Source organism: Streptomyces sp. NPDC104309, assembly GCF_055584025.1.
On sequence record NZ_JBVJMV010000003.1, the window covers coordinates 426,367 to 443,806 of the forward strand.

At 69.5% G+C, this 17,440-nt stretch carries 14 protein-coding genes; 1 reads left to right on the forward strand and 13 read right to left on the reverse strand.

Annotated features, from left to right (window positions below; translation table 11 throughout):
- The 5 genes from fxsT to ACZ68L_RS06020 form a co-directional block, all read right to left on the reverse strand.
- Complete coding sequence (gene fxsT / locus ACZ68L_RS06000) at nt 1–3,936, reverse strand: FxSxx-COOH system tetratricopeptide repeat protein (protein WP_469574472.1); 3,936 nt, start codon at nt 3,934–3,936, stop codon at nt 1–3.
- Nucleotides 3,920–5,275 (reverse strand): FxsC protein, encoded by a 1,356-nt coding sequence (gene fsxC / locus ACZ68L_RS06005; RefSeq protein WP_469574578.1) that lies wholly within the window; start codon nt 5,273–5,275, stop codon nt 3,920–3,922. The genes fxsT and fsxC overlap by 17 nt, the downstream gene beginning before the upstream one ends.
- A gap of 210 nt (nt 5,276–5,485) precedes the next feature.
- Nucleotides 5,486–7,720, reverse strand: coding sequence for a radical SAM/SPASM protein FxsBH, inactivated beta-hydroxylase extension form (gene fxsBH, locus ACZ68L_RS06010; RefSeq protein WP_469574474.1), 2,235 nt, complete (start codon nt 7,718–7,720; stop codon nt 5,486–5,488).
- A 30-nt stretch (nt 7,721–7,750) separates the two neighbouring features.
- Nucleotides 7,751–7,924 carry an FxSxx-COOH cyclophane-containing RiPP peptide gene (gene fxsA, locus ACZ68L_RS06015; protein ID WP_351074801.1) on the reverse strand — a complete coding sequence of 58 codons (174 nt, stop codon included), beginning with the start codon at nt 7,922–7,924 and terminating at the stop codon, nt 7,751–7,753.
- A gap of 276 nt (nt 7,925–8,200) precedes the next feature.
- Nucleotides 8,201–8,911, reverse strand: a complete 711-nt coding sequence (locus ACZ68L_RS06020; RefSeq protein WP_469574475.1) for a hypothetical protein — start codon at nt 8,909–8,911, stop codon at nt 8,201–8,203.
- 222 nt (nt 8,912–9,133) lie between these two features.
- Between ACZ68L_RS06020 and ACZ68L_RS06025 the strand changes: the two genes are divergently transcribed.
- Nucleotides 9,134–10,060, forward strand: coding sequence for a DUF4231 domain-containing protein (locus tag ACZ68L_RS06025; protein WP_469574477.1), 927 nt, complete (start codon nt 9,134–9,136; stop codon nt 10,058–10,060).
- A gap of 63 nt (nt 10,061–10,123) precedes the next feature.
- Here ACZ68L_RS06025 and ACZ68L_RS06030 read toward each other — a convergent pair whose 3' ends face one another.
- The 8 genes from ACZ68L_RS06030 to ACZ68L_RS06065 all read right to left on the reverse strand — a co-directional run bounded on the left by ACZ68L_RS06030 (nt 10,124) and on the right by ACZ68L_RS06065 (nt 17,388).
- Nucleotides 10,124–10,603, reverse strand: a complete 480-nt coding sequence (locus ACZ68L_RS06030) for a hypothetical protein (RefSeq protein ID WP_469574478.1) — start codon at nt 10,601–10,603, stop codon at nt 10,124–10,126.
- Between the two features lie 210 nt (nt 10,604–10,813).
- Nucleotides 10,814–11,716, reverse strand: a complete 903-nt coding sequence (locus ACZ68L_RS06035) for a S1 family peptidase (RefSeq protein WP_469574481.1) — start codon at nt 11,714–11,716, stop codon at nt 10,814–10,816.
- Nucleotides 11,717–12,160: 444 nt separating this feature from the next.
- The gene (locus tag ACZ68L_RS06040) at nt 12,161–12,976 is read right to left on the reverse strand and encodes a DUF1684 domain-containing protein (protein ID WP_469574483.1); all 816 of its coding nucleotides are present in this window, start codon (nt 12,974–12,976) and stop codon (nt 12,161–12,163) included.
- Between the two features lie 4 nt (nt 12,977–12,980).
- Nucleotides 12,981–14,321, reverse strand: a complete 1,341-nt coding sequence (locus ACZ68L_RS06045; protein ID WP_469574484.1) for an NtaA/DmoA family FMN-dependent monooxygenase — start codon at nt 14,319–14,321, stop codon at nt 12,981–12,983.
- Nucleotides 14,318–15,385, reverse strand: coding sequence for an LLM class flavin-dependent oxidoreductase (locus tag ACZ68L_RS06050; RefSeq protein WP_469574485.1), 1,068 nt, complete (start codon nt 15,383–15,385; stop codon nt 14,318–14,320). The genes ACZ68L_RS06045 and ACZ68L_RS06050 overlap by 4 nt, the downstream gene beginning before the upstream one ends.
- Before the next feature lie 19 nt (nt 15,386–15,404).
- Complete coding sequence (locus tag ACZ68L_RS06055; RefSeq protein ID WP_469574488.1) at nt 15,405–16,379, reverse strand: ABC transporter substrate-binding protein; 975 nt, start codon at nt 16,377–16,379, stop codon at nt 15,405–15,407.
- A 44-nt stretch (nt 16,380–16,423) separates the two neighbouring features.
- Nucleotides 16,424–17,176 (reverse strand): amino acid ABC transporter ATP-binding protein, encoded by a 753-nt coding sequence (locus ACZ68L_RS06060; protein ID WP_469574580.1) that lies wholly within the window; start codon nt 17,174–17,176, stop codon nt 16,424–16,426.
- Between the two features lie 41 nt (nt 17,177–17,217).
- Nucleotides 17,218–17,388, reverse strand: a complete 171-nt coding sequence (locus ACZ68L_RS06065; RefSeq protein WP_469574489.1) for a hypothetical protein — start codon at nt 17,386–17,388, stop codon at nt 17,218–17,220.
- Between the last annotated feature and the right edge of the window lie 52 nt (nt 17,389–17,440).

A 17,440-nucleotide genomic window follows, 5' to 3' on the forward strand; every position in this document is an offset into this window, starting at 1 on the left:
TCAGACCTGCATCGGCTCCAGTTCGCGCTCGAACCGGTTCTCGTTCCGGGCGATCCGGGTCATCGGGTGGTCGTCGCCGAGCTGCCTGGCAAGCTCGTCCCCCGTCTCCGCCCGCAGCCGCAACGCCTCGTCCTTGCGGTCCATCGCGTCGAGCGTGACCGCCATGTTGGACATCATGGCCAGGGTCTCGGGATGGTGCGCCCCGAGGACGCGCCTGAGCTGTCCCGCCACGTTCCGTTCGGTCTCCAGCACGATGTCGAAGCCGCCCCGTTCGGCCGTCGCGTTGGCCAGGTTCATGACGCAGAACAGGGTGTTGGGGTGCTCCTGCCCGTACACCTCCCGCATCGACGCGACCACCCGGGTCAGCACCTGTTCCGACTCCTCCACGGCGCCGACGCCCAGTTGGTAGACGGCGAGGTTGTTCAGGGCGGCGAGGGTGTACGGGTGCTTCTCGCCCGGCACCTTCATGTACTGGTCGACGACCTCCTGTGCCGTGTCCCTGGCCTCGGTCGCCTCGCCCGCCGCGTACAGGTCCGCCGCCAGGTTGAGGTCACAGGCGAGCCATTCCGGGTTGGCGGCGGTGTACTTGGCCCGGTACCGGGCCCGGGTGGCCACCGTGAGCCTGCGGGCGTCCTCCAGCCTGCCCGCCCGGCGCAGCGACACCGCCAGGCTCTTCGCCGCGCTCAGCGTGCCGGGGAAGGCCCGGCCGAGCGTGGCCTTGTAGCTGTCGTACGTACGGCTGAGGATGCCGACGGAATCCTCGTACCGTCCGACGTCACGCAGGTCGCGGGCCAGGTTCATGGCCGAGGAGAGGCTGTACGGGTGCTCCGCGCCGAGCACCTCGACCCGGCGGTCGAAGACGTCCTGGTCGATCTCCCTGGCCCTGGCGTACTGCCCGATCGACCGCAGGGTGAACGCCAGGTTGTTGGCCGCCGCCAGGGTCCTGGGGTGGGAATCGTGGAAGATCTGGTTGAACCCGTCGGTGGCCTCGGTCGCCAGCTCGATCGCCCTGGTGTACTCGCCGAGCGTGCCGAGGTCCGTCGCCAGGCTGCTGGTGCTCATGTACGTGTGCGGATGCTCCGGGCCCAGGACCTCTCGCTGGGTCGCCAGGGTGATCTCGTCGAGATCCCTCGCCTCCGCGTAACGGCCGCGCGAGCGGTAGATGTTGGAGAGGTGGAAGCAGAGGTAGAGATACTGGATGTCCCGCTCCCCCAGCGTCTCCTTCCAGATGGCGCGCAGCTCCTCGCAGAGCGTGGCGGCGGTCCTGAAGTCACCTCGCTTCCAGAGGTAGCGGACCCGGTCGATCAAGAGCCTGCGGGGCTCGGGCTCCTTGCAGTTGCGTGCGTCGGACGGACCGAGGTGCGGCCAGATGGTGGCGAACTGCGGCCACGTCGAGGGGTTGTCGATCGGCTCGTCGTCGTCGGGCCGGGCGCCGGCCAGAATGCGGTGGACGGCGTGCCGGGCGTCCTGCTGCTCCTGCTCGCTGAGCTGCGCCCGGATGACGGCCTGGACGAGCCGGTGCACCTGGATGGAGTTGGAGACCTGGTCGACCTTGGCGAGGGCGAACCGGCCGATCTCCCGGATGACCCGGCCCAGCACCAGCTTCTCCTGGAGCGAGGCGTCGTACGGCTTCAGCGCCTCGATCATCTCCTTGCTGTAGAGGAGATTCCCCGAGATCGGCTCGGGAGCGAAGAAGGCGCAGAGCTGGAGCAGCCGCACCGCGGCGGGGGAACGCTCCTTGAGCCGTTGGATGGAGATGTTCCAGGTCGCGGCGACCGGCTCCGGGTAACCGGCCGGCTGGTTGAGCGCCAGGACCTCGGGGGCCTGCTGCGCCAGTTGTTCGAGATAGGTGTCGATCGGGGTGGCGGTCTCCGCGATCCAGGCCGCCGCCTGTTCGACGGCGAGCGGCAGGTCACCGACCGCGGTGGCCACCTGGGCGGCGTCCTCGTCGCTCAGCCCCGGGGCCCGGCGCTGAAGGTGCTCGATGGACTCCTCGCGCAGGAAGACGTCGACGGGCAGGGCGTCGCCGTGCTGGGACCAGGCCTGGTTCCGGGAGGTGACGAGGATGTGTCCGGAGCCGCCCTGCGGGAAGTAGCGCCTGAGCCGCTCGGGGTCGTCGGCGTTGTCGAAGACCAGCAGCCAGCGGTCCGAGGGCACGCCGCGCCGCAGCAGGTCCACGGCCTCCTGGGAGGCGGCCGCCATGTCGTCGCCGCCCTGGGCGCCGAGCCGCACGGCCAACTCGGCGAGAGAGGCCACCACGTCGTCGGTCTGCTCGGACGATATCCACCAGACCAGGTCGTAGTCCGCCATGAAGCGGTGTACGTACTCCAGGGCGACCTGGGTCTTGCCGACGCCACCGAGTCCGTACAGGGTCTGCGGCTGGGGCAGTACGACGGCCATGCCGCCGCCGAGCTGGTCACGCATCCGTTCCAGGACCAGGGAACGGCCGGTGAAGCCGGGGTTGCGCGGCGGCGCGTTCCAGATCCTGGGGACGGTGCCGGGGAACCGCGGTCCGGGCGCCACGCCGTCGGTGAGCTGTACGGGCCGGTCCAGGGCGCGCAGCAGGGCGGCGGTGGCATGCACCTCGTCGAGCCGGAAGAGGTCGACGGGGTTGCGGTCGATGTAGGGCGCGGACAGCCGCACGTCACCGACCCTGAGCGGCAGCAGATGGCGTCGGCCACCGCCGGGGTCCTCCGCCACGGCCCGGTCCCAGAGGTTCACCGCGCGCTGCGACTTGAGGTAGGCGCTGGAGAGCAGCACCACGGTACGGGCAGCGTTCTCGGTGGCGCCGGCGGCCGGTTCCGCGGCCTCCCGCTCGGCGGACACATCGCGCGGCACGACACGGAAACCGGCCCGGGTGAGCACTGATTCGATCCAGTCGGCCCACATCCGGTTCTCCGCCACGTAGCTGAGGAAGAGATCGGCGGGCAGTGCGGGCCTGCGCCGGGTGAACGCGTCACGGATGCGCAGCCGTACCTCTTCGCCGACCGGCGGCATCGAGGTGATCTGCTGGTCGGTGATGACGGAGGTGAGCCGCTCGAAGGCCGAGAGCAGCGAGTTGGTGAGCCCGGCCTCGTCGCCGAAGGTGGCGAGGGTCTCCTCGTACGCGTAGTAGGGGCGGTAGGGAATCTCCACCGCGCCCCAGTAGGCGGTGAGTTCGTCACCGGACAGGTCGCGCGGCAGCCGGTCGAACTTCAGCCGGGCCAGCGCCCGTCCGGCATCGGCCTTCTCCTTCTCGCCCTCGTCGATGCGCATCGGGACGGGGAAGATGGAGATGGGACGGCCGGTGTAGCGCTCGGAGATCTGCCGGGCGACCGAGGCGGCGCCGTCGATGGACTGGTCGCTGAGGGTGAAGCAGTCGACGAGGACGTCGGGCAGGTGGACGGTGCAGATGTCGGCGATGTCGCTGAGGCCGGTCCGGCTGTCGATCAGGACGTAGTCGTAGTTGTCCTTCATGTCGTCGCGCAGGGCGTCGAAGAAGTGGCCGCCGCCGAGCCGGTCGTAGAAGTTGTCCCAGTCGAAGGTGGAGACGGTCGCGGAGTATTCGCGGTTCTGTCGTCCGGCGGAGACGAAGTCGAGGGTGCCGCCGTGCGGGAACTCCCAGCCGAGGGCCTCGGGCGTGAGGGACACGGCGTGCGGCTGGATGCGGGCGTAGTCGCGGTGCCAGTCGTCGGCACGCTGGACGGGGCTGGTCGCTGCCCACGCGTACTCGGTGATCAGATCGATGACGCCGGTGGTGGCGCCGAGTGTCGACGGGTCGAGGAACGGGTGGAAGAACCGGTGGAGCCCCGGCGCCTCCAGGTCCCAGTCGACGGCCAGTACCCGTTTTCCGTTGGCGGCGAGTATCCAGGCGGTGTTGGCCAGGGCCATGGTGCGCCCGGTGCCGCCCTTGTACGAGTAGAAGGTGACGATGCGCCCGTCACGACCGGCCGTCATCCGTGTCCTCCGCATCCGTCGCAGGGTCATGTGTCTCGGGGATGTAGTGCGTCTGTGCCATCGGCCCCATCAGCCGTGTCCGTTCGGTGTGTCCGCCTCCGGTGGCGGGCGGGTAGACCGCCGCGTGCCTCAGATACTGCTGGGCGGCCGCCTCGACCACCTGCGGCAGGATCTGCCCGAAGGCGTCCATGCTGGGTACGCCCTTGGCGGCGGCCCGGCAGTAGACCCGCCCCTGGCGCATCTTCGTCGGCATGGTCTGTTCGAGCTTCTCGGTCAGCTCGGCCTCGGCCGCCCGGCTCTCGTGGTCCTCGCGGTTCCACGGCACGACCATGGTCACCCAGGGGCGGTTCTCGGCGTCGAAGGCGGCGAGCCGCCGGCGCCGGTCCTCGTCCTGCAGGGCCCAGCGGTCGACGAGCAGGATCTCCGGCCTGCTGGGTGGTTGTTTGCCCTCCGGGTGCCCCGACTCCTCGTCGAAGGAGGAGATGGTGGCCTGGTAGTTGAGGGAACGCACCAGGTCCTCGGCGACATAGGCCAGGGGGCGCGCGGCAGCAGGGTGGTAGGGGTTCCAGTCCTGCGGATTGTCGCCGTAGTAGTCGGAGTTGCGCCCCTCGGGCAGATCGTGCCGGGTGGGGGCCGCGATGGTCACCTGCATGGGGCGGGGGCCGCCGACTCCGCTGTTCGGCGGACCGAAGGCGCTGGGCGCCAGCCGGTAGTCGACGGGACGGCCGGTGCCGATCCTGATGGTGTCCGCGACATTGACGATGCGCTTGGCGAGTTCGTACACCGCGCGCTCGTATTCCTCGGCGAAGAGCCTGAGTTTGATCAGGCCGTAGAGTCCGTCGCTGACGTAACGGTCGCCGAAGTCGCGGTGGTTGAACTGTAACCGTTCGGCGGGACCCGGGAGTTGACTCGGCGGCACCGGTACCCAGAGCGCTGGGACGATCGCCTCGGCCGGCTGATTGGAGCGGGCCCGGTAGTGAATGGCGCGCTGCGCGAAGGCGTACCACTCCTTGCCGCACATCTCACTGGCGAAGTAACGCGGCGAGAACAGCGGTACGAATACCCGGCAGGTGGCGAGCACCTCGCCGAGCCGCTCCGACCAGCCCTCGCCGGACCGTATCTCGCGGTCGATGAACCCGGCGGGCGCGCCGGCGGGCAGATCGGTCATGGCCATCACATGGCCGCAGAGATCCTGGAAGAGCCGCTCGACCCACATATCGGGGTCCGTTCCACCGCCGTACCCCGGTGTGTGCGCGTAGCTCAAGAAGAAGTACGGCCGATGGTTCGCCGCTCGCTGCTGCGTTGTTGCGTGCACACGACCCCCGTCCTGTGTGAGCACCCGCACCCGAGGAGTGAAGTGAATGCGAGCGAATTCATCATTCCGGAGCGGACGTTGCTCCACCCCCATGGCGTTCGGTCATTCAACGCCGGTTTTCAGTCATACGTTCCCGCGTTCAGCCGATCATTTTCTTGATCGAATACAGTCTGCGACTGTTCTTCCCACTTGTCCCGTGTGTGCCGGCGACCCGGCCGAACCGGAATGCGGGCCTCAGATATCCTTTCGCATCAGATCCACCAGCCGTTTTCCACTGACGGTCAGTTCGGCGGCACCCTCCAGCGTGTCGAGGGCCTGCGGTACGCCCTCCAGATAGCGGGACTCGAAAGCTCCCAGCGCCATTCGCTCGTAGGTGTCGGCCAGCAGCCGGGAAAACGGAACTGATTCTTCCTGCCAAGGCGTCCGATGGTCCCAGGATCCGTCCGCCGCGTAAAGATCCGTGACATCGCGCAGTGCCCGCAATTCGGCCCTGCGGAAGCCCCGCAGCAGTGCGAACGCCAGCTCCTCGGCACTGCCGTCCGGAGAGATCCCCAGCGCGCCGTAACCGTGCCGCCCGACGGCGGGCTCCGCCGGGGCCAGACGGGTCAGCGGAGTGAGGGTGGTGAGGCGGCCCGCCATCTCCCCGATGCGTCCGGGCGCCCTCGCCCCGATCAGCGCCCAGGCCTCGCCGATCCTGGCCCCCAGGTCGGCGGCGGCACGGTCGTCGAGACGGTCCGCGGCGGGCACGCCGAAGCACGAGCGGTACGGATCGAGGTCGTCGAGCACGAGGCCGGGCGAGGAGCCGGGCGTCGCGACCCTGCGCAAGGGCCGCCAGCCGGGACCGGCCACCTCCGGCCGGACAACCCGTCGATCGGCCGCGTCACCCGCATCCCACCGGACCACGAAGCCGTCCTCGGTGGCCCGCACGAGTGCCGTGCCGTGCTCCGCCTCTTCCGCGATCCGCAACTCGCCCAGGCCGGGCAGGAAGATCCTGCCGCCCGAGAAGGTCACCGGTACGGGCAGATCGAGGCCGGCCCGTACGACCGCGGTCGCGAGGTACGCCGACATCTCCCGCGCCAGCCGCACGGCCCCGGGCCGTTCGTGGACCCGCTCCAGCGCGGAGAGCATCCAGCTGCGGGTGTAGGGATGGGCCAGCACCTCGTCCAGGCCGCGGGCACCCTCCTCGGACTCCTCGATGGTGGTGGCCAGCTCCCAGGCCTCCGCCCACCGCTCGCCGCCGCGCCCTGCGATGTCGGCGTTCAGCCGGGCGAGCAGGGTGCGGGTGAGGTCGAGTTGGGCGGCCAGCAGCTGGACGGGCTCGGTCACCGCGGGCGCGACGAGGGCCGCTGCCGTGCGCACCTCGATGCCGCGCACCAGGGCGGCCAGATCGGCGCAGTACACGGACGGGTTGTCGAATGCGCCGGACGGCCCCTCGGAGCGGTACCGGTGGGTGTAGAGGCCACCTCCGCACGAGCGGACGACCGGGCATCGACGGCAGGTCTCGCTGACACCGGCCAGTCCGAGCTGCCGGGCCCGCACGCCGGGGTGGGCCGCGACCTCGTCGAAAGTGTGGGTGAAGACGTCGAAGCCGGTGGCCGCCGCGCCCTCGTAGGCGCTCTTGAGCGAGTCGACCTGTTCCAGCTGGCCGTCGGTCTCCACGACGACCAGGTCGGTGGGGGCGAGGCCCAGGGACTCGGTGAGGCTGGGGCCGCCGTTCAGAGTGGACAGGACCGAGGAGAAGAGCCGTACCGGCACCGGGCGCCCCTGCTCCTGCCAGCGGTCGAAGACCGCGAGGAGCCAGTCGGCGTAGGCGGTGGGCGATCCGTCCGGGCGGGGCGGCGGCTCGTCCCAGGTGGCGTGCGGAAGCAGGAAGTCGATGAGCGGCGGTTCGAGCTCCGTGAGCGCGTCGAGGACCGCGTGCGGGTCGTTCTCGATGTCGACGGTGCACAGGAGCCCGAGGTTGAGATGACGGTAACGCTCCTGCCGGAGCAGCTCGACGGCCTTGAGGACCAGGGGATGACTGCTGCGCCCGTCGGCGTAGCGGCGGTGCCGGTCGTTGGCGGCCCGGTCGCCGTCGAGAGAGATTCCGACCTTGACGTCGAACTCGTCGAAGAGGTCGAGATAGCGCGGGCTGAGCTGGACTCCGTTGGTGTGGACGCGGAGATCGAGCTCCGCGACGCCTTCGAAGGCGGAGGTGAGCTCGTCGCAGACGCGCCGCAGTCGGGCGGGGCCCGCCAGTAGAGGCTCCCCTCCGTGCAGGATCACTGACACGGAGGGCAGTGCATGCGCTGCGGCATGCTCGGCCAGGCGCTGAGCTGTCCGGAAGATGACTTCGTCAGAGATTGTCTTCGGGCGGGTACGCCAACTCTGATCTGCATGTTCATAGACGTAGCAATGATCACAGGCAAGATCGCACCTGCTGTGCACTTTTAGCACAATTTCGCGGAATGGGACCAGGGGTCCTGTCATTCCCTCAGTCTAGCCAGCATGCGGGGCAACTCAGAGAGCGGAACTGAAAGTCGACGCCTGGGTGTGGCGATCAGTCGAGGCCGAGACCACTCGGCCGAGCTTCCTGGTGGCTTCTGCGCCGCGAGTGTCGATCTCGGTGAGCGACACGCGGCCCTTCTTCGCAACAGCGAAGGCACGAGGTGATTCAGAGGTCTTCACGGCCATCCTTGAGGGGGAGTGTTCCGGATCATGAACAGAGCAGCCAGTTTCTGTACAACCACAGTGCCTGGCGGAACGACTTTACTCCCCTCAACCCGCTTGGCAACTGCGGAGATCCACTCGTCACACGAGTGGCATATCAAGCTGCACATCCGTAACGGACCGGAAACCTCGAACTCACCGGAATGTGACAGAAAACCGCAGGTGAGGTCGGTGAATGGGACAACGCACCAGCCGCGAACCACCGCCCGGCGGCATGGCCTCCCACCAGCGGCGCGGCGTTCATCCGGCCGGCCGCGCCTCGGTGGCGCCGATACCCTTCATGCAGTCCATGATCCGTTCGTGGGTGTCACCCACGACATCCGTGATCCTGGCGCGCACGTACAGGGACTGGACTCGCGCGATGAAGTTCTCCGAGAACGCCCCCATCAGCACGGTCTCATACCCTCCCCCGGCCCCCACCAGAGGGAAGCCGGCGCCGAAACCGATGAGCTGGAAGTCCTCCCCGTCGACCAGTCCGGCATCGGTCAGTTCGTCGGCGGTGGAACCGACGCTGCTCCACGGCGCGTCCGCGAAGTCCCGCGCACCCTTCATCACCACCCTGCAGTCCCAGGATTCGACGACGGCGAGATGCTGGCCGCCGTTGAGCAGCCCGACGCGCCAGGCAGACGCGTCCGCGGTGAGTTGCCCCTTGACCCAGGCTCCCCTCCACCCAAGATAGGGACTCACGGTGCGGGCGTACTGCGCGCGGGCCAGCACAGCACCCGCCGCGACAGCCAGCAGGCTCCCCAGCGCTTCCGGGGCGATCAGTTGCAGACGCCACGGCCACTCGGTCCGCGCCTCGGCTGTCACGTTGGCGCGGGTCATCTCCCAGATCAGCACGACGGACAGCAGCGCGAGGAAGATCAGCGGCACGGTGAACAACAAGGGACTCCGACGGATCCGGCGCTGTGCGTCGGACGGCGAAACGTCATCCCGGTCTGCCTGCGTCATCCCCGTCTCCCCCGTGCGTCGACGAGCACCGACAGACGCATGCGCATCCATCAGCAACTCACCTGAAAAACAACACCCGTTGGACCAACAATCTCACAATGCCCCGAATCCCACGAGAGGGCACCCGTGGGACCGAAAACAACCCCAGATGCCGCGGTGTCGTTGCAGTGTCCGATGGCACACCCCTACGCTCATGCCCCCACGACGCAGACGGGAGTGAACATGACGGCGATCCCCGGACCGCTCCAGAGCATGGTGTTCAGGAACGCTGATCTGCCGGAGCTGTTCCACCACACGGACGCGATCGCCATCGCCCGTCAGCGGGAGGCCGTGAACACCACCCGGATCCAGCTGATTCTGCTGGTCATCGGCACGGTGCCGGCTGCGCTCCCGTGGCATGCGGAACTGGGTGGCGCGTTTCAACTCGTCGATGTCGTCAGCGTGTTGGCCTATGCGGGTGTCCTGATCACGACGTACCTCTCCGCCCGGCGCAAAGCAAAGTCGCATTGGCAACTCAACCGCTCTGCGGCGGAGTTCATCAAGTCGATGTGCTGGCGCTACGCGGTCCACGGCTCACCTTTCGACACCCACACCCAGCACCCCGAGGCGCTGTTCGCGAACCGTCTCGAAGAGGGGCTCCAGGAGCTCCGGAAGGTGGGGTGGGCCGACCCCCGCGACCTGACCGCGGACTCGGGCGGGCTGATCACGGACTCCATGCGCGAGTTGCGGAACAAGGCGTTCACCGTGCGCAAGGAGACATATGTACGGGACCGGCTGATAGAGCAGCGCAGTTGGTACCGCAGGCGCCAGGAGGTGTCCCGGCGGGCCACGCTGGTCTGGTCGACCACCATCGCCGCACTGACGGCGCTCGCCCTGGTGTTCGCCCTGGTGAGGACGTTCTCCGCCGCCCAGTCCTTCGCCCTGACCGGGGTGTTGTCCGCCGCGGCGGCGGCCTGTCTGGCGTGGAGCGAGATGCGCCGCCATCACCCGCTGATCTCGGCCCACTCACTGGTGGAGCAGGATCTGGAGTCGATGCAGGTGGCGATGGAGACCACACTGACCGAGCGTCAGTGGCCGCGGGCGGTGTTCGAGACCGAGCGCATCGTCTCCCCTCAGCACACCGACTGGCTTGCCAGACACCAGATGTGACAGCACGTCGGACGATCTGGCGCGATGCGCGGTCGTATACGAAGACGGCCGCGCGCGCACCGGTCAGCCGCGCTCCACACCCTCGCGCCAGATCACGGTGACCGGGCGGCCGAGGCTGCGGGCGTACGTCACGATGTCACCCGTGCCGCCGAGGCCGCGGGCTGGCCTTCCGTCCCACACGGCGAGCAGCCGGTCGCAGTGGTCGGCGATGTACGCACCCGCCGCGAAGTACGCCTCGTCGGTCGAGTGCGGGTAGTCCAGCCGGACCTCCCGGGCCGCCCGGCCCTTGAGGGCCCGGTAGCGGGCGAGTTCGGCAGCGTCGGCGAAGCAGGTTTCGTAGTCGCCGCTGGGGATGACCACGGTCAGATCCGCCCCGCAGGCCAGGGCGAGGTCGGCGAAGAGCTGGTCGGCTCCCACCGCGAGGCTGGAGAGGGCCTCCAGGGAGCCTTCGAGGCCACAGAGCGCCGCCCGTAACCCGGCCAGCACATGGGCATGGGCCTCCTGCGGAATGCTGCGATGGCCGGTCACTCCGATGCGTTTCACGGACCTGGAACCCCCTGAAGTGTCTGCGGGGGTCCCCGAAGGCATCCCTCCGGAAGGCACAGCATCCGCCCCCGTTTGCTCCTGCATGACCGACCTGCCCCACATTCTCTCAAATGCTGCGGGGTGAGCGGGAGTCCCCGCCCAGTATTCGGGCGGGGACTCCGTCTCGGTCGACTGCGCGTTCCAGGGCCGGACCGGGGTGTTGGAGTGTCAGTTGAGGGTGACCCCGTACGCGCTGAGTGCCTCGGTGACCGGCTGGAAGTACGTGGTGCCACCGGAGCTGCAGTTGCCACTGCCGCCCGAGGTGAGACCGATCGCCTTCGAGCCGGAGTAGAGCGGACCGCCGGAGTCGCCGGGCTCCGCACACACATTGGTCTTGATCATGCCGTAGACGATGTCGCCGTTACCGTAGTTGACCGTGGCGTTGAGGCCCGTGACGCTGCCGCTGTGGACGCCGGTGGTGGAACCACGGCGGGTGACGGACATGCCGGTCGTGGCGTTGGCCGCTCCGGTGATGGTGACGCTGCCGACGGTGCCCGGGTGGGCGAGCGAGGCATTGTCGTACCGCACCAGGCCGTAGTCGTTGGTCGGGAAGCTGGATCCGACCGTCGGGCCGATGCTGGTCGAGTTGGATGAGTTGGTGTACCAGGGCGGGTTGCCGTCGGTGCAGTGACCGGCGGTCAGGAAGTAGTAGGTGCTGCCACTGTGGACGTTGAAGCCGAGGGAGCAGCGCCAGCCGGGGGCGTAGATCGCGTCGCCGCCGGAGAGCAGCTTGCTGAGCTTTCCGGAGGTGCGCTCGATCCGCAGGGCGCCGGCGTTGGCTCCGACGGACTGTTTGATCTGCTTGATCTCGGCCTGCGAGACCGTGCTGTCCGCAGTGACCACGAGCGAGTCGGTCGCCGGATCGATGCTCCAGGCGGTCCCCGCCACATCGGCGCCGAGCACGGCGTCGCTCGCGGCGGAGAGCTGCTTGGCGCTGAAGGTGGTGGGGGCGGTGTCGGCCTGGGCGCTGGGGACGGCGAGTGCGGCGACGGCGACGAGGCCTGCTGCGACGGCGACAGCCCTACTGCGTCTCGCGGTGCCACTGAGGGGGGTGGTGCGCTTGATCCTCACTTTTCATTCCTCCCGAGGGGAAGTCGGGGGTCCGCCTGTGGGGTGGTCGGACCCGTGAGGCGCAGTCGTCGGCACGGCACATACCCGCCCGCGGTGCGGAATGCCGTGCTCCTGACAAGCGCTGCTCGGGAGTATTCAAGGCGTCAACTTCTGGCGCAAGAGGGCCTTCTGGCCTGAACTTGTGGTGTCACACCAGAAGGCCCCGGCAGCCCGTGGGCTGCCGGGGCCTTTGTCCCGCGGCGATGTGGCGGTGCGCCGGCCGCGGACCGGGGCTTTCGTCACCGGGCATTGGTGCGGCGGGTGCGCCAGCCGCGGACCGGGGCATTCGTCACCGGGCATCGGTGCGGCAGGTGCGCCGGCCGCGGACCGGGGCCCTTGTCGCCGGGCATCGGTGCGGCGGCCGCCGATCCGGGCCTTTGCCGCCGGGGACGATCCGGCGGTGCGTCAGCCGTCGATCCGGTTCCGCTCGCCCGCCTCGACGGCGACGGGAAGGGTGTTGCCGGGCGGCGGGAAGGGGCAGATGAAGTGGTCCGCGAAGGCGCAGGGCGGCAGCAGCGCCCGGTTGAGGTCCACCGTCACGCCGCCGTCCTCGGCCGGGGCCGCGGGCCGCAGGAACCGGAAGCGGTAGCTGCTGTTCCCACTGGTGGCATCCGCGAAGACCGCCCAGAGCGATCCGTCGGGCTCGACCGCGACCTGCAGCGTGTGCCGGGCACCATCGAGCTCGAACGCGATCTCACCGCCGAGCCCGAGGCCGCGCTCGACCCCGTCGGCGTTCTCGACCCGGACCGTACGGGCGGTGTCGTACGGGCGGAAGGTGCCCGGCAGCGCCCAGCGGGCCTCGTACGGGGTGGCCTCGATGGCCCGGAAGGCGCGCCGCGCCGCCGAGTCCGGGTCGAAGTCCCGTACCGCCCAGAGCCCTTCGCGGCTCAGCACGACCAGCCGCCGCTCACCGTGCGCGACGCGGGACCCGCCGATCGGGCCCCGGTCGGCGGTGAGTCGCACCTGGCCGGTGAAAGGCCGCCCGTCGACGGTCAGGCCGTCCGCGGCAATGGCACCGAGCAGCAACTCCTCGCCGTCCTCCCGCCACTGTCCGGGCACCCCCGGAATGCGGCCTTCCGGGTAGTCGGAGAGCCAGTGGGTGCCGGTGAGGGAGAGCGGTCCGTACGGCGCGGACACCGTGGCTGTGCGCTCCTCGTGCCAGTGCTTCCAGTCCTGTGCCGCCTGCCCGGAATCGTGCGGCTGGTGTGTTTCCGTGCTCATGCGTTCAACCCTTCCACACCGGTTCGGCGAGTCCGAGATGCGACCGCAGTGTGGGACCCGTGTACGCGGAGCGGAACACGCCGCGCTCCTGGAGGAGCGGGACGACCCGGTCGACGAAGTCGTCCAGGCCGCCCGGGGTGAGATGCGGTACGAGGATGAATCCGTCGGCGGCGTCGGCGGCCACGAATTCGGTGAGCCGCGCCGCGACCGTCCGCGGGCTGCCGATGAAGGACTGCCGCCCGGTCGTCTCGATGACGGTCTGCCGGATGGACAGCCCCTTCTCCTTCGACAGCGCGCGCCAGCGGGCCGCGACACCGAGGGGGTCACTGTGCCTGACCCGGCCCTGGACCAGCGAGGACTCCGGGTCGGGGTCGATCTCGGGAAGCGGTCCGTCGGGGTCGTAGGAGGAGAGGTCACGGCCCCAGACCTGTTCCAGGGCCAGCAGCGCGTTCTGCGGGGAGACCTGCTGGAGGCGGATCTCGGCCGCTCTCTCCTGAGCCTCGGCATCGCTGTCGCCGAGCACGAAGGTGACCCCCGGCATGATCTTCAGCTCGTCCGGCTCCCGGCCGTACTTCGCCAGCCGCGCCTTGACGTCGGCGTAGAAGGTACGGCCGGCCTCCAGGGTGCCGTGCCGGGTGAAGATGACATCGGCGGCGGACGCGGCGAACTCACGGCCCTCCGGGGAGTCCCCGGCCTGGATGACGACCGGATGGCCCTGCGGGGAGCGCGGGACGGTGAACTCTCCCTCGATGCCGAAGTGCTGCCCGCGGTGCGCGAACGGGCGCGGGGTGCCGTCGGGGGCCCAGGTGTCCCACAGCTCGCGGGCGGTGGCGACGAACTCGGCGGCCCGCGCGTAGGGGGTCCCCCCCGTCCGTGCGGAGCCGGGAACTCGGGGGAGGCGGGCCCGGTCGAGGTAGCCGCCGCGCCGGAAGTTCTCCCCGGTGAAAGCGTCCGGGGAGGTGACGACGTTCCACGCGGCCCGGCCGCCGCTGAGGTGGTCGAGGGTGGCGAGGCGGCGGGCCAGTTCGTAGGGCTCGTTGAACGTGGTGTTGACGGTGGCGGCGAGGCCGAGCCGGTCGGTGACGGCCGCCAGCGCGGCCAGCACCGTGAGGGATTCGGGGCGGCCGACCACGTCCAGGTCGTGGATCCGGCCATTGTGCTCGCGCAGCCGCAGCCCCTCGGCGAGGAACAAGAAGTCGAACGTGCCGCGTTCCGCGGTGCGGGCGAGGTGCTCGAAGGAGGAGAAGTCGATCTGGCTCCTGGAGCGGGGGTCCGACCAGACGGTGGTGTTGTTCACACCCGGGAAGTGGGCGGCGAGGTGCATCTGCCTCGTCGTGGTGCTCATGCTCGTCCCCCTTCGAGGGCGTACCGGTTGGCGGGACGGGCCAGCCCCAGGTGCTCGCGCAGGGTGCCGCCGGGGTAGAAGGTGCGGAACAGGCTGCGGTGCTGGAGCAGGGCCACGGTGCCGTTGACAATCCGTTCGAGGTCGCGCCCGGGGGTGATGGGCGTGAGGTGGAAGCCGTCCGCCGCTCCGCCGCGGTGCCACCGGGTGATCAGTTCGGCGAGGTCGACCGGACCGCCCCGGTAGTAGGAGCCGTCGGCGGCGAGCGGGGGTCCGCTCTCCAGTCCGGGTTCCGGGGCGGTCTCGGCGTCGCCGAGGTCGACGGTGAGCGCGACCAGGACCCGCAAAGCGCCGGGGTCGCGTCCGTGCGCCGCGGCGCGCCGGCGCAGATCGGTGCGGATCGCGGCGGCCCGCTCGGGGGCGGTGGCCCGGACGAGGACGACATCGGCGTGACGGGCCGCGGTCTCCCTCGCCGGGCCACCGGTCCCGTCGACGACGGTGACCGGGTGGCCCTGTGGGGGCCGGGGCACGATGGCCGGGCCGCGTACCGAGAAGGAGGCGCCCTCGAAGTCGACGTGGTGCAGCTTGTCGCGGTCGATGAAACGTCCGGTGGCGACGTCCCGGATCTCGGCGTCGTCCTCCCAGCTGTCCCAGAGCCGGGCGCTCACCTCGGCGGCCTCACCGGCCTCGCGCCACAGTTCCTCGGCGGGCGCCGCCGGACGCCGTCCGAAGAGCCGGGCCTCGGCCCCGGTCGTGGACACATCGACGTGCCAGCCCGCCCGGCCGCGGCTCACCCAGTCCAGGGTGGCCACGGCGGAGGACACGTGGAACGGCTCGGTGTGGGTGGTGGTCACGGTCGGCACCAGACCGATCCGGTCGGTGGCGGGCGCGACCCGGGAGAGCACGGCGAGCGCGTCGAGGCCGGGCCTGGCGAACGAGTCGTCGAGCGTGACGAAGTCGAGTGCGCCGCGCTCGGCCAGCCGGGCGAGGCCGATGTAGTGCTCGGGGTCGTAGCGGGGCGGTCCGCCGATCCCGGCGGCCAGATGAAGGGGCGCGGTCGAAGACATGGGTATGACCTCTCGGGGCTCAGTTCTTGGGCCTGGGCAGGCCGGGCGGGTTGTTCTCGGACTTCTCGACGGCCTCGCCGGAGAGCCCCCAGCGCTTCAGCACCTTGGCGTACGAACCGTCCTGCACGATGTGGTCGATGGCCGCCGCGTACGCCTCCACCAGGCCGCTGCCCTTCTTCGTGGTGGCGGCGATCTTGCCCTGGAGCCCGTCGCCGGCACCCGACAGCGTGCCGACGATCTCGGACCGGCCGGCCGACGCGACGTGGTAGTTGGCGGACGGGCTGGGGCCGAGGTAGGCGTCGATGCGGCCGGACTGGAGGGCCAGGTAGTAGTCGGTGTCCTTCTGGAAGTACGTGATCTCCACCGGCTTGCGTCCGGCTCTGACGTTCTGCTCGTTCCAGTCGACCAGGATCTTCTCCTGGTTGGTCCCGGACGAGACGGCGATCGTCTTCCCCGCCACGTCCTTCGGCCCCCGCACCTTCCAGCCGGATCCCTTCCTGGCCTCGAAGGCGATGTTGTCGAGCCGGTAGGTCGCGAAGTCGTACTTCTCCTTGCGCTCCTCGGTGACCGTGACGTTCGACAGCACTCCGTCGAACTTGGAACTGTCGAGACCGACGAAGAGGTTCTCCCAGGAGACCTGTTCGAACTGCGGCTCAAGGCCGAGCGTGTCGGCGACCAGGGTCGCCAGGTCGATCTCCGAACCGATCCGGGTCCTGTCGTCGGTCGCGTAGAAGCCCAGCGGTGGCGAGGCGTCGGCGCTCGCGCCCAGTCGCAGCGTGCCGCGCTCGCGGACGGCCTCGGGCACCTTCGCCGCGATGGCGTCGACCTTCTTGCCTCTGATCCGGTGCTGGTCGGGACCGATGTTGATACCGGTGCCCTGCTGCCCCTTCGGCTTCACCTCGGTGGTGGCGGCGTCCCCGCTGCCGCAGGCCGTGAGCAGTCCCGCGGCGGTGAGGGTGGCGAGCACGGTGGACAGGGTGCGGCGGACGGACACGTGCGTACTCCTCGAAGAGAACAACGGCGGGGACAGGGACGGGTTCACAGGACCTTGGAGAGGAAGGCGCGGGTGCGCTCGTGCCGCGGACGGTCGAGTACGTCGCCGGGCGCGCCCTGCTCGACGATCCGGCCCTCGTCCATGAAGACGACGGTGTCGGCGACCTCGCGGGCGAAACCGATCTCGTGCGTGACGACGATCATCGTGGTGCCCTGGATCGCCAAGTCCGCGATGACGTCGAGGACTTCACCGACCAACTCGGGGTCGAGCGCCGAGGTCGGCTCGTCGAAGAGCAGCAGCTTGGGTTCGAGGGCCAGCGCACGGGCGATGGCGACCCGCTGCTGCTGTCCGCCGGAGAGCTGCTTGGGGTACGCCCCGGACCTGTCGGCGAGCCCGACCCGGGCGAGGAGCTTCTCCGCGGCGGCGACGGCTTCCTTCTTCGGGCGGCCGAGGGCGGCCACCGGTGCCTCGATGATGTTCTCCAGCACGGTCAGGTGCGGGAAGAGATTGAAGTTCTGGAAGACGAAGCCGATCCGGGTGCGCTGGCGCAGGACCTCGCGCTCGCGGAGTTCGTACAGTTTGTTGCCGTCCCTGCGGTAGCCGACCAGGGTGCCGTCGACGCTGATCCAGCCGTTGTCGACCTTCTCCAGGTGGTTGATGGTGCGCAGCAGCGTGGACTTGCCGGAACCGGACGGGCCGAGGACGACGGTCACCTCTCCGGCGCGTACGGACAGGTCGATGCCGCGCAGCACCTCCAGGCTGCCGAAGCGCTTGTGGACGGAGCGGATCTCGACCATGGTGTCCGCGGATCCGGTGGTGCGGTCGGTGGTGGTGCTGCTCATCGCGCGGCCCCCTTGGCGTAGTGACGTTCGACGTAGTGCTGGAGGACGGAGAGCACGGTGGTCAGGAGGATGTACCAGACCGTCGCGACCATCAGCAGGGGCACGACCCTGCCGTTGCGTCCGTAGACGACCTGGACCTGGTAGAAGAGTTCGCCGATCGCCATCACGCGGAGACGATGAGCGCGTCATGGTCGGCGACGGCGGGCGCGGCGACATGTG